9 protein-coding genes are annotated in these 13183 nt (G+C 39.7%); all 9 read left to right on the top strand.

What is annotated here, in order from left to right; translation table 11 throughout:
- Window positions 1–92 precede the first annotated feature (92 nt).
- The 9 genes from MKZ18_RS14865 to mutL all read left to right on the top strand — a co-directional run bounded on the left by MKZ18_RS14865 (window position 93) and on the right by mutL (window position 13027).
- Window positions 93–1850, top strand: coding sequence for a 2-oxoacid:acceptor oxidoreductase subunit alpha (locus tag MKZ18_RS14865; RefSeq protein ID WP_025908601.1), 1758 nt, complete (start codon window positions 93–95; stop codon window positions 1848–1850).
- Entirely contained in the window at window positions 1837–2703 is an 867-nt protein-coding gene (locus tag MKZ18_RS14860) for a 2-oxoacid:ferredoxin oxidoreductase subunit beta (protein ID WP_025908602.1), read from the top strand. The genes MKZ18_RS14865 and MKZ18_RS14860 overlap by 14 nt, the downstream gene beginning before the upstream one ends.
- A gap of 437 nt (window positions 2704–3140) precedes the next feature.
- On the top strand, window positions 3141–4184 hold the full coding sequence (gene tdh / locus MKZ18_RS14855; RefSeq protein ID WP_078989382.1) for an L-threonine 3-dehydrogenase: 1044 nt from the start codon (window positions 3141–3143) through the stop codon (window positions 4182–4184).
- 19 nt (window positions 4185–4203) lie between these two features.
- Window positions 4204–5382: a glycine C-acetyltransferase gene (locus MKZ18_RS14850; protein ID WP_061785718.1), complete on the top strand. Its 1179-nt coding sequence runs from the start codon at window positions 4204–4206 to the stop codon at window positions 5380–5382.
- Between the two features lie 229 nt (window positions 5383–5611).
- Complete coding sequence (gene miaB, locus MKZ18_RS14845; protein WP_025908606.1) at window positions 5612–7141, top strand: tRNA (N6-isopentenyl adenosine(37)-C2)-methylthiotransferase MiaB; 1530 nt, start codon at window positions 5612–5614, stop codon at window positions 7139–7141.
- Window position 7142: 1 nt separating this feature from the next.
- Window positions 7143–7574 (top strand): RicAFT regulatory complex protein RicA family protein, encoded by a 432-nt coding sequence (locus tag MKZ18_RS14840; RefSeq protein ID WP_025908607.1) that lies wholly within the window; start codon window positions 7143–7145, stop codon window positions 7572–7574.
- Between the two features lie 201 nt (window positions 7575–7775).
- Window positions 7776–8321 carry an outer spore coat protein CotE gene (locus MKZ18_RS14835; protein ID WP_025908608.1) on the top strand — a complete coding sequence of 182 codons (546 nt, stop codon included), beginning with the start codon at window positions 7776–7778 and terminating at the stop codon, window positions 8319–8321.
- A 136-nt stretch (window positions 8322–8457) separates the two neighbouring features.
- On the top strand, window positions 8458–11085 hold the full coding sequence (gene mutS / locus MKZ18_RS14830) for a DNA mismatch repair protein MutS (protein ID WP_341344569.1): 2628 nt from the start codon (window positions 8458–8460) through the stop codon (window positions 11083–11085).
- Between the two features lie 40 nt (window positions 11086–11125).
- A complete protein-coding gene (gene mutL, locus MKZ18_RS14825; protein WP_025908610.1) occupies window positions 11126–13027 on the top strand; it encodes a DNA mismatch repair endonuclease MutL in 1902 nt (633 codons plus the stop codon).
- Window positions 13028–13183: the final 156 nt, after the last annotated feature.

Raw genomic sequence — 13183 nt, 5'->3', positions numbered from 1 at the left:
CGGATTAAGAAACTTAGTATTTTATTGCTCGTTTTTAGAATGATTTCGTTAGAAAAAAGAGCAATCTTGACAGAATAAAAGGAGTGGCTTAGATGGTAAAGCAGCTTTCATGGAAAGTTGGCGGTCAGCAGGGTGAAGGAATCGAAAGTACAGGTGAAATTTTCTCAACTGCCTTAAATCGATTAGGGTACTATTTATACGGCTATCGTCATTTTTCTTCACGTATTAAAGGTGGACATACAAACAATAAAATTCGCGTAAGTACAACGCAAGTGCGTTCTGTATCGGATGATTTAGATATTTTAGTAGCGTTTGACCAAGAAACGATTGATGTGAATGTACATGAGCTTCGTCAAGGTGGAATTGTCATTGGAGATGCAAAGTTTAAACCAGCACTTCCAGAAAGCTGTACAACGGCAACATTGTATTCCGTTCCGTTTACAGAAATTGCAACTGAGCTTGGTACATCTTTAATGAAGAACATGGTAGCAGTAGGAGCTTCAAGCGCTGTTTTACATATTGATACAGATGTATTCGAAGAAGTAGTATTAGAGATTTTTGGTCGCAAAGGACAACAGGTTGTTCAAAAGAATATGGAAGCCATTAAACGAGGCGCAGAGTATATTCGTGAGCAGCTTGGTGAGAACTTAGAGACGATGAGACTTGAACCAGCAGATGGACAAAAGCGCATGTTTATGATTGGAAATGACGCTATTGCTCTAGGTGCTGTAGCAGGTGGAGCTCGCTTTATGCCGGCATACCCAATTACGCCTGCATCAGAAATCATGGAATACTTAATTAAAAAGCTTCCGCAGTTTGGTGGTACGGTTATTCAAACTGAGGATGAAATTGCAGCATGTACAATGGCAATTGGTGCAAACTATGCTGGCGTTCGTGCGTTAACAGCATCAGCAGGTCCAGGACTATCTCTTATGATGGAATCAATTGGTCTTGCAGGGATTACAGAGCAACCAATCGTTATCATCGATACACAGCGTGGAGGTCCAAGTACAGGACTACCAACTAAACAAGAACAATCAGATTTAATGGCAATGATCTATGGTACCCATGGTGAAATTCCTAAAATTGTGATGGCGCCAAGTACAGTTGAAGAAGCCTTCTATGATACCATTGAAGCATTTAACTTAGCTGAAGAATACCAGTGTCCTGTTATCATGCTGACAGATTTACAGCTTTCACTTGGGAAGCAATCTGTGAATCCTTTAGATTATAGTCGTATTCAAATTCGCCGAGGAAAGCTTCAAGAAGCTGAGCTTCCTGAGCTTGAAGCGAAAGAATACTATAAGCGCTATGAAGTGACAAAAGATGGCGTTTCTCCTCGTGTTGTTCCTGGTATGAAAAACGGTATTCACCACGTAACAGGAGTTGAACATGATGAAACAGGAAAGCCTTCTGAGTCACCAATCAACCGTAATAATCAAATGGATAAACGTATGAGAAAGTTAGACAACATTCAGTTTAAAACACCAATTCACCTGCACTCAGATGAAGTTGATTCAGATGTTTTATTCGTTGGCTTTAACTCAACAAGAGGAGCAATTGAAGAAGCGATGGAACGCTTAGAAGCAGATGGACTTCGCGTCAACCATGCGCATATTCGCTTGATTCATCCGTTCCCTGTTGATGAAATTCTTCCTTATGTAAATGGAGCGAAGAAGGTAATTGTAGTGGAAAATAACGCAACGGGTCAATTAGCCAATATTTTAAAGATGAATGTCGGTAATCACCATAAAGTGCAGAGTATCTTAAAGTATGATGGAAACCCATTCTTACCGCAAGAAGTCTACACAAAAAGTAAGGAGATGTGCTTGATTAATGGCAACGTTTAAAGATTTTCGTAATAGTGTAAAACCTAACTGGTGTCCAGGGTGTGGAGATTTCTCGGTTCAAGCAGCAATTCAACGTGCATCGGCTAACGTAGGACTAGAACCACATGAATTAGCGGTTATTTCTGGTATTGGATGCTCTGGTCGTATTTCGGGTTATATTAATTCATACGGATTTCATGGTATTCATGGACGCGCTCTACCAATTGCACAAGGTGTGAAAATGGCTAACCGTGATTTAACAGTTATTGCTTCTGGTGGAGATGGAGATGGATTTGCCATTGGTATGGGGCATACTGTTCATGCAATTCGCCGTAACATTGATGTAACATATATCGTAATGGATAACCAAATTTATGGTTTAACAAAAGGGCAAACATCTCCTCGTAGCGACGTAGGATTTAAGACAAAGAGTACGCCAGAAGGTTCGATTGAATCATCTTTGTCCGTCATGGAACTTGCTTTAACATCTGGTGCAACATTTGTGGCACAGAGCTTTTCAACTGATTTAAAAGAGCTTACAAGTTTAATTGAACAGGGTATTCAGCATAAAGGGTTTTCTTTAATTAACGTATTCAGCCCATGCGTAACGTATAACAAAGTGAATACGTATGATTGGTTTAAAGAGAATTTAACAAGCTTAAAAACAATTGAAAACTATGATCCAGCAAACCGTATGCAAGCGATGCAGACATTGATGGAGCATAATGGTTTAGTAACCGGCTTAATTTATCAAAATGCTAACCAACCTTCTTATCAGCAGCTTGTGCACGGTTATAGCGACCAACCACTTGCTGATTCTGATTTAATGATGTCAGAAGATAAATTTAAAGAGCTTGTAGCTGAATTTATGTAAACAAAAAGAGACTGAGACATAAGTAGTTCAGCCTCTACTATACCTGAACGATTGAGAGTTCATAACTTTTAATCGTTCAGGTTTTTTGGTTGATTGTGAAAACAGGGTGGAATGGAGCGTAGGACACTCGACTCCTGCGGGAAAGAGAGGGAAAACGGAGATCCCAAAGCGCAGCGAGGAAGCTCAGGTTCCTCCCCGCGGAAAGCGAGTGACCGTAGCGCAATGGAACGAATGGGTTGAGACAAATCAAAGAGATGGGAACAGCTAGTGTTCGTCTTTTAGAAGCAATCATTTTGTTATGTCTTAAACTCTTTTTGATATTTTTTCTCCCTTGGTGACATATGTATATATGGAGAGGACTCGGTTATTTACCTGTATTTAAAAAGGTGTTAATATATTTGTGGTGAAAGCGTTTTTATAAAAAGGGGATGTGCACCATGGGTGGAAAGATGAAAGCGTTGGTGAAGGATAAAAGAGGGTTTGGAGCTGTTTTGGCTGAAGTTGATATTCCATCGATTGCCGATGATGAAGTATTAATTAAAGTGAAAGCAACTTCAATTTGCGGTACAGACGTTCATATTTATAAATGGGATAAATGGGCATCTTCACGAGTCAATCCTCCTTACGTGTTCGGTCATGAATTTTCGGGGGAAGTTGTTCAAGTTGGTCAAAATGTAGCAGGAGTACAGATTGGGGACTCTGTTTCTGCTGAAACGCATATTGTATGCGGACGCTGTATGCAGTGCTTGTTAGGTAATGCTCATATTTGTCAAAAGACAAAGATTATTGGCGTTGACCGAATGGGCTGTTTTGCTGAGTACGTAGCTGTACCAGCTCAAAATATTTGGAAAAACCCTAATCACTTATCACATGATGTTGCGTGTTTGCAGGAGCCGCTTGGAAATGCAGTTCATACAGTTTTAAATGACAGTATTGCGGGTAAATCTGTCTTAGTAATAGGGTGCGGACCTATCGGTTTAATGGCCGTAGCCGTTGCAAAAGCTTCCGGAGCATCTTTAGTGATAGCAATGGATGTGAATGAGTATCGCTTGAGCCTTGCCAAGGACCTTGGAACTCACATTGTACTTAATCCACTTGAACAAGATCCTCTAGAGGTTATCAATAAGCTGACAAGTGGAAATGGTATTGATGTTGTCTGTGAGATGTCGGGCCAGCCGACAGCAATGAATCAAGGTTTTAAGATGGTAGCAAATGGAGGGAGAGTATCTATTTTAAGCTTACCAACGACACCTGTTTCCATTGATGTGACGAATGATATTGTATTTAAAGGGGTAACGGTTCAAGGTATCACAGGGCGTAAAATGTTTTCAACTTGGTATACAGTGTCTAATTTATTGGCAGGAAATCAGCTGAATATGAACGAACTAATTACGCATCGCTTGCCACTAGAAGACTATGAAAAAGGCTTTGAGCTCATGATGGAAGGAAAATGTGGGAAAGTTGTATTTATCTTAGAGTAGTTGAAAGGGGAAGGGGTAAATGAGAGGATTTGAGTTTTTAGATCAAGAGCTACAGGAAATGAAGAAAGCAGGTACTTTTCGCAAGCTTATACCAATTGAGTCTGAACAAGGATCAAAAGTGCAGATTAACGGGCAGACGCTTATTCAGCTATCGTCAAACAACTATCTAGGTTTAACATCCCATCCGAAAATGAAGGATGCGGCTATTGAAGCGGTTCAAAAATATGGTGCTGGTACGGGATCTGTGAGAACCATTGCAGGAACATTCTCTATGCATGAGGCGCTGGAGAAAAAATTAGCAAAATTCAAGCATACGGAGGCAGCACTTGTGTTTCAATCTGGCTTCACGACAAATCAAGGCGTGCTTTCATCAATTTTAACACATGAAGATGTTGTTATTTCTGACGAATTAAATCACGCATCCATCATTGATGGGATTCGATTAACAAAAGCTGCTCGTAAAGTATATAAGCATGTGGATACGGAAGATTTGGAAAGAGCTCTTAAAGAGTCAGGAGACTATCGTAAACGGATTATTGTAACGGATGGTGTATTCTCAATGGATGGTAATATTGCACCGCTTCCGAAAATCGTTGAGTTAGCTGAACAATATGATGCTCTTGTAATGGTGGACGATGCTCATGCCTCCGGAGTGCTTGGTGAGAATGGCCGAGGTACAGTCAATCATTTCAGTTTAGACGGACGCGTTCATATTCAAGTAGGGACGTTAAGTAAAGCAGTTGGTGTTCTTGGCGGTTATATCGCGAGCTCCCAGACATTAATTGATTATTTAATTCACAAAGGTCGACCTTTTTTGTTTAGTACTTCTCATCCACCAGCAGTGACGGCCGCATGCAGCGCAGCTATCGATGTGTTGCTTGAAGAGCCAGAGCTCATTGAAACATTGTGGGAAAACACGGCATTCTTTAAACAAGGGTTATCTAAGTTAGGCTATGATATCGGACATAGCGAAACGCCTATTACACCCGTTATCATTGGAGATGAAGCATTGACGCATCAGTTTTCAGAAAAGCTAGCAGAAGCAGGCGTCTTTGCTCAAGGAATTGCGTTTCCAACGGTTGCTAAAGGGAAAGCAAGAATCAGAACAATCGTAACGGCTCAGCATACAAAGGAAGAATTAACAGCTTCTCTTAGCGCTTTTGAAAAAGTAGGAAAAGAGTTGAAGATTTTAGTATAAACGTCAAGAAAATACTGCAGGCTGCAGTATTTTCTTTTTTACAGCTCAAGGGTATGTTATTGTGTTCAATAGATGAAAGTTATATACTAATATAATGTGATTCCGTTTCGTTTTTTGTATGAATGAGGACAAAAAATAAAGACATGAATGGCATTTTTTTAACGAGTTTATAAAGCAACGCATAACAATGAAAAAATTAGTAAATGTGCACGTTGAAAGGAGCTTTTATATGAACGAAAAACAACGTTTAGAAAGTGGACAAGTAACTCCAGCGGACAAAAAATCCGAGAAGGATTACAGCAAATATTTCCAAACAGTATATATGCCACCTTCTTTAAAGGACGCAAAAAAGCGCGGTAAAGAAGAGGTTGCTTATCATAACGACTTTTCTATTGAAGAGCGTTTCAGAGGCATGGGACAAGGCCGTAAGTTTTATATTCGTACATACGGCTGTCAAATGAACGAGCATGATACGGAAGTAATGGCAGGAATTTTCTTAAGCTTAGGCTATGAGCCAACTGACTCCGTTCAAGATGCACACGTCGTTTTATTAAATACGTGTGCCATTCGTGAAAATGCTGAAAACAAAGTATTTGGTGAACTAGGGCATTTAAAGGCTTTAAAGCGTGAGCGTCCAGACTTATTGATCGGAGTATGTGGCTGTATGTCACAGGAAGAGTCAGTCGTTAATAAAATCTTACAAAAACATCAGCATGTTGATATGATTTTTGGAACGCATAACATTCACCGCTTGCCTCATATTCTAAATGAAGCATATATGGCAAAAGAAATGGTGATTGAAGTATGGTCAAAAGAAGGAGACGTTATTGAAAATCTGCCACGTGCAAGAAAAGGCAGCATCAAAGCGTGGGTAAATATCATGTATGGCTGTGATAAGTTCTGTACGTACTGTATCGTTCCTTATACGCGTGGTAAAGAGCGTAGCCGTCGTCCAGAAGAAATCATTCAAGAGGTGCGTCATTTAGCAGCTCAAGGGTATAAAGAAATTACGCTTCTTGGTCAAAACGTAAATGCATACGGAAAAGACTTTGAAGATATGGAATATGGTCTAGGTGACTTAATGGATGAGATTCGTAAAATTGATGTTCTGCGTATTCGCTTCACAACAAGTCATCCACGTGACTTCGATGACCGCTTAATTGAAGTGTTAGCAAAAGGTGGAAACTTAGTTGATCACATCCATTTACCAGTTCAGTCAGGTAGCTCAGATATTCTGAAGATCATGGCGCGTAAATACACGCGTGAGCACTACCTAGAGCTTGTTCGTAAAATTAAAGAAGCAATTCCAACAGCATCTCTTACCACTGATATTATTGTTGGTTTCCCTAATGAAACGGACGAGCAGTTTGAAGAAACGCTATCATTGTACCGTGAAGTGGAATTTGATAGTGCTTATACGTTCATCTACTCTCCTCGTGAGGGTACACCAGCTGCTAAAATGAAAGACAACGTACCGATGGAAGTGAAAAAAGAGCGTCTTCAGCGCTTAAATGCACTTGTAAACGAAATTTCTGCAAAGAAAATGCAGGAATACGAAGGTCGTGTTGTCGAAGTATTAGTGGAGGGTGAAAGTAAAAACAACCCGAATGTGTTAGCTGGCTATACTGAAAAGAATAAGCTTGTAAACTTCGTAGCACCAGAATCAGTAATTGGTCAAGTTGTAAAAGTGAAAATTACAAAAGCTAAGACATGGTCTTTAGATGGAGAGATGGTAGAAGAAGCAGCAGAGGTGAAGTGAAATGTCGCAGTACACAAAAAGTGATGTGATTGCAAGAGCGAAAGAACTTGCAAAAATGATTTCTGAAACGGAAGAAGTTGAATTCTTCAAGCGTGCAGAAGCTCAGCTGAACGAAAACCAAAAAGTTCGTGAAAAAATTGCGAGCATTAAAAGCCTGCAAAAACAAGCGGTTAACTTTCAGCACTATGGAAAAACTGAAGCGTTAAAGCAAGTGGAAGAAAAAATCGATCGAATCCAAGCTGAGTTAGATGAGCTGCCAATTATTCAGCAGTTTCAAGACTCTCAGGTTAACGTTAATGATTTGCTTCAACTTGTGGCGAGCACAATTTCAAATACGGTCACTGATGAAATTATTGTGGCAACTGATGGTGACGTACTTCGTGGTGAAACGGGCTCAAAAGTTCGTAACACTCCGGGGGCAAGCTGCCATTGATAAAAAACTCCCAGCGGAAGCTGGGAGTTTTTTTATGTTGTACAATTTTCTCTAGAATAATTGTCACATTTCTCTAAGGTGTTGCATACAATGAAACATAGGTTTTTTATGTCTTTAACCTAGTTTTACAAAATAATGTGCAAACAAGCGATAGAACCTGCATAGGATGAAATGAAGATAGTTTGAGGAGGGTATGCTCACATGTCACAACACTATAGAGAAATTATTACAAAAGCAGTCGTAGGTAAAGGGCGTAAGTTTACGCAGTCATCACACACGCTTACACCACCGAACCGACCGACGAGCATTTTAGGTTGCTGGGTAATTAACCATCAGTATGATGCTAAAAAGCGCGGAAATACAGTTGAAGTGGACGGCAAATATGATATTAACGTCTGGTATTCTTTCAAAGATAATACAAAAACAGAAGTGTTTACAGAGACGGTTCACTATCGTGATGTGATTAAGCTTCGCCAGAAAGATGACGATGCTTTTGGAGATGATTGCGAAATTATCGTACGAGTGCTACAGCAGCCAAATTGCCTTGAGTGTACAATTTCACCAAACGGAAACAAAACGATTGTCCAAGTAGAGAGAGAGCTTTTAGCCGAGGTGATTGGTGAGACAAAAGTATGCGTAGCCGTTAATCCAAAAGGATGCGATGATGGTGATGAACTTGATTTAGACGTTGATGACGATGAATTTGAAGACCTCAATCCAGATTTCATTTTAGGTGACGATGAATAACTAGGAAGAATTTCTTCCTAGTTTTTTTATGTGCACCAAAAGTGATTAGCAAGTTTTACAATCATGAAGTTTTTTGCAAACCTATGTTATAATACGTGTAGAAAAAATGATTAACAGAAGTTTTTGGAGGAATAGTATGGCAACATATACGCCAATGATACAGCAATATTTAAAAATCAAGGCAGACTATCAAGATGCCTTTTTATTTTTTAGATTAGGTGATTTTTACGAAATGTTTTTTGAAGATGCAACGACTGCATCTCAAGAATTAGAAATTACGTTAACAAGCCGAGACGGAGGGGGCGATGATCGCATCCCAATGTGCGGTGTACCTTACCACTCAGCGCCTACATATATTGAAAGATTAATTGAAAAAGGCTATAAGGTGGCAATTTGTGAACAAGTAGAGGACCCTAAAAAAGCCAAAGGCGTCGTAAAGCGTGAAGTCATTCAAGTCATTTCACCAGGGACTTTAATGAACGAAAAAGGACTGCAAGAAAAAGAAAATAATTATATTTGCTCGGTCACGCATTTCCCAGATGACACGTTTGGATTAGCGCTATCGGATTTATCGACCGGGGAAAATAGCGTCACGCTTATTTCTTCATTCCATGACGTTGTTTCTGAAATCTATGCCAAAGAAGCAAAGGAAATAGTTGTTTCAAGCAGCTTTTCTGCTGAATTGCTGCAAACAGTGAAAGAGAGAATGACCATCACTACTTCGTTTGAAGAAAGTACAAAGGTTGAAGATGCCTTTTTACATTTAACTGAATCACTTCAACAGCAAAAATTAGTAGATACATTTGCTCGTATTTTACAATATTTAGTACGTACACAAAAGCGTTTTCTTGAACATTTACAGCCTGTACAGCTTTATCAAATCAATGAATATATGAAAATTGATTTGTTTTCTAAGCGAAACTTAGAGTTAACAGAAACGATTCGTTCAAAAGGTAAAAAAGGATCTCTTTTATGGTTATTAGATCAAACAGTCACGGCAATGGGTGGACGTTTATTAAAAAATTGGATTGACCGCCCGCTTCTAAGCAAAGAGAAAATTGATGAGCGTTTAAATATGGTGGACGTTCTTATGAAACAATTTTTTGAACGTGAAGAACTGCGAGATTTATTAAAAGAAGTGTATGACCTAGAGCGTTTAGCAGGTCGCGTAGCATTTGGTAACGTTAATGCGCGTGACTTAGTACAGCTGCGCAAATCCCTGCAAAAGGTTCCTGAAATTCAAGAAGTGGTTTATCGATTAAATAATCCATATGCTTCTAAACTCGTTGAAGATATTGACCCATGTGAAAGGTTAACTGCGCTACTGGAAAGAGGATTAAAAGAACATCCTCCTCTATCAATTAAAGAAGGGGATATTATTGCAGATAATTATAACCATCAGCTTGATCAATATCGAGATGCTAGTCGGAACGGGAAGACATGGATTGCTTCTTTAGAGCAGAAAGAGCGTGAAAGAACAGGGATTCGTTCGTTGAAAATTGGTTATAACCGCGTGTTCGGCTACTACATCGAAGTAACGCGTGCCAACTTGCATTTACTACCTGAAGGGATGTATGAGCGTAAGCAAACCTTAACGAACGCTGAGCGCTTTATTACACCTGAGCTTAAAGAAAAAGAAGCGCTTATTTTAGAAGCGGAAGAAAAAATTGTTGAGCTTGAGTACGAGCTGTTTGCGCAAATTCGTGAAGAGGTCAAAGTATATATTCCTCGTCTTCAAGCGTTAGCTAAAAAAGTAAGTGAGCTTGATGTATTGCAGTGTTTTGCAAAGGTCAGTGAAGAGCGTCATTATACAAAACCTACATTCTCTACTAATGGAGATATTCATATTAAAAATGGGCGTCATCCCGTTGTTGAAAAAGTGATGAATGCACAAGAGTATGTACCAAACGACTGTCAAATGACTGACGATAGCTCAATCTTACTCATTACAGGACCAAATATGTCGGGTAAAAGTACGTATATGCGCCAAGTAGCGCTAACAGCCATTTTAGGACAAATCGGCTGCTTTGTTCCTGCAGAAGAAGCAGAGCTGCCCATCTTTGATCAAGTGTTTACGCGAATTGGAGCAGCGGATGATTTAATCTCAGGTCAAAGTACGTTTATGGTTGAAATGTTAGAAACGAAAAATGCAGTTACCAATGCGACACAGTCAAGCTTAATTTTACTGGATGAAATTGGACGAGGTACGTCAACATATGATGGAATGGCGCTGGCTCAAGCAATTATTGAATATGTGCACGAACATATTGGATGTAAAACACTATTTTCTACACACTATCATGAGTTAACGGTATTAGATCAACAGCTTTCAGCACTGCGTAATGTGCATGTTAGCGCAATTGAAAAGAACAATAAGGTGGTCTTCTTACACAAAATTAAAGAAGGGCCAGCAGATAAGAGTTATGGTATCCATGTTGCTGAGCTAGCAGAGCTTCCAGAGCCTTTATTGCAGCGTGCGCGCGTCATTTTAGCAGATTTTGAGAACGCGAGCGAAGAGCAAAAAGTGAAGCCGACTGCTGATGCAGTAGCTGAACCTGAACCTCAGCCAATTGAGCAACCAAAAGCCGAAACTAAAACAGATACCGAGCAAAGTCAACTTTCATTTTTCGGAGAAGAAAAAGAACAACAGGTAAAAGAAGCCAGTTTATTGAAGCGTGAAAAGCAAATTCTAGCAGAATTAAAGCAGCTTGACCTTCTTGAGATGACGCCGCTTGATGCAATGAACGCCATGTATAAGCTATAAAAACTACTAAAGAAGAAATAGACTTGAAAGGGGTGAGTCTGTGGGTAAAATTAGACAGCTTTCAGACGAACTTTCAAATAAAATCGCAGCAGGAGAGGTTGTAGAACGACCTGCTTCTGTTGTGAAAGAGCTCGTTGAAAATGCGATTGATGCAAATAGCACAGTTATTGAAATTGAACTAGAAGAAGCAGGGTTATCAAAGATTCGTATTTTAGATAACGGAGATGGGATTGCACCTGAAGATTGCTTAACTGCTTTCCGTCGACATGCGACGAGTAAGATTAAGACTGAGAACGACTTGTTCCGAATTCGGACATTAGGTTTTCGCGGTGAAGCACTGCCAAGTATTGCGTCTGTATCCATGCTTGAAATTAAGACAAGTACCGGTGATGAAGCCGGTACCCACTTAAAGCTTCGTGGAGGAGAAATAACGCATCACGAACCGTCTTCAAGCCGAAAAGGTACAGAAATTATTGTAGAAAACCTATTTTTTAACACGCCAGCACGCCTTAAATACATGAAAACAATTAATACAGAATTAGGAAACGTAACGGATGTTGTGAATCGCCTTGCCATGGCGAATCCTCATGTATCCATTCGTTTAATTCACCAAGGTCGTCAGCTTCTCTATACAAACGGAAGTGGAGATGCGCGTCAAGTGTTAGCTGCTATCTATGGGATGGCAGTAGCGAAAAAGATGATTCCGTTAAAGGTAGAATCGCTAGATTATGATATCACCGGCTATATTGCCTTGCCGGAAGTAACACGTGCATCTCGAAGCTATATGTCTACGACAATTAACGGTAGATTTATAAAAAACTACGGGCTTTTAAAAGCTATCCAGCAAGGCTATCATACGCTGTTACCGATTGGACGCTTTCCGGTTGTATTTTTAGCTATTAACATGGATCCATTGCTAGTAGATGTGAACGTACACCCAGCAAAGCTTGAAGTAAGGTTAAGTAAAGAAGCAGAGCTGTATGAGCTTGTAGAAGAGGCAATTAAAGCTGCGTTTAAAAAACAGCAGCTTATACCAGAAGTGACAGCAGCTTCTCGCTCTAAACAACCAGTGCTGCCAACGGAGCAGCAAACCTTCACGTTTAATCATGGATTGCCTAAAGAGCCTCTTCCTTTATCGAAGGAATTTGTTGAACCGAGCAAAGCTCAGCCTTTCTTTAGCAAGAACGTTGCCGAAACGCAAGAAAAGCCAGGTTTTATGGTGACAGAAAATGTTGAAAATGAGCTTGAATACGATGAGCTGGAAGAGCAGGATGCAGAACCAGTGTTTTCTTATGAGGAAGAAAATGATGTACAAAAGCAAGAATCGGGTAATGAGAAAGTCGAAGAAGTGCAAGCAGAGCGAGTTCCTCCCATGTATCCGATTGGTCAGATGCACGGTACGTATATATTAGCTCAAAATGAAAACGGCTTGTTTATCATTGACCAGCATGCGGCTCAAGAGAGAATCAAATATGAATTCTTTAAGAAAAAGCTTGGTCAAGTAGATGCAGAAGTGCAGGAACTTTTAATGCCACTCACGTTTGAGTTTTCAGGTAACGAAGCGCTCATTCTAGAAGAAAATCGTAGAGCTCTTGAAGATGTCGGCGTATTTTTAGAACCGTTTGGCCAAAATGCTTATATCGTTCGAGCACACCCTCAGTGGTTCCCAAAAGGTGAAGAAAAAGAAACAATTGAAGAGATGATTCAGCAAGTATTTGTGATGAAACGTGTAGATATAGAAAGCTTACGTGAAGAAGCTGCTATTATGATGAGTTGCAAAGGTTCAATCAAAGCGAATCATCACCTTCGAAATGATGAAATTTTAGCTTTACTTGAAACGCTAAGAAAAACAACCGATCCGTTTACTTGTCCGCACGGGCGACCAATTATCATTCACTATTCAACATATGAAATGGAAAAAATGTTTAAGCGCGTGATGTAAAGTGATTTATACAATGTTTTACCCCATTTGATGAAGTTATATCTGCACCATTTTTCACCGTAATTGTGTGTTTAAAAGTAAAATTGCAAAGCGGTATGTGGTGCAGGTATTTTTTTAAAAAGAAAAGATTGTTTTTCTTTTATTGTGTATGTAGAT

It is taken from the genome of Priestia sp. FSL W8-0001, from assembly GCF_038050335.1.
Lineage (GTDB): Bacteria > Bacillota > Bacilli > Bacillales > Bacillaceae_H > Priestia > Priestia flexa.
Note: the sequence above shows the minus strand (reverse complement) of the source record. Positions and strands in the feature narration are given on the sequence as shown.

Excerpts from the sequence above, each read along its gene's own strand:
- MKZ18_RS14860 (WP_025908602.1), top strand. The coding sequence starts at position 1,837 with ATGGCAACGTTTAAAGATTTTCGTAATAGTGTAAAACCTAACTGGTGT.
- MKZ18_RS14865 (WP_025908601.1), top strand. The coding sequence starts at position 93 with ATGGTAAAGCAGCTTTCATGGAAAGTTGGCGGTCAGCAGGGTGAAGGA.
- MKZ18_RS14840 (WP_025908607.1), top strand. The coding sequence starts at position 7,143 with ATGTCGCAGTACACAAAAAGTGATGTGATTGCAAGAGCGAAAGAACTT.
- MKZ18_RS14850 (WP_061785718.1), top strand. The coding sequence starts at position 4,204 with ATGAGAGGATTTGAGTTTTTAGATCAAGAGCTACAGGAAATGAAGAAA.
- tdh (WP_078989382.1), top strand. The coding sequence starts at position 3,141 with ATGGGTGGAAAGATGAAAGCGTTGGTGAAGGATAAAAGAGGGTTTGGA.
- mutS (WP_341344569.1), top strand. The coding sequence starts at position 8,458 with ATGGCAACATATACGCCAATGATACAGCAATATTTAAAAATCAAGGCA.
- MKZ18_RS14835 (WP_025908608.1), top strand. The coding sequence starts at position 7,776 with ATGTCACAACACTATAGAGAAATTATTACAAAAGCAGTCGTAGGTAAA.
- miaB (WP_025908606.1), top strand. The coding sequence starts at position 5,612 with ATGAACGAAAAACAACGTTTAGAAAGTGGACAAGTAACTCCAGCGGAC.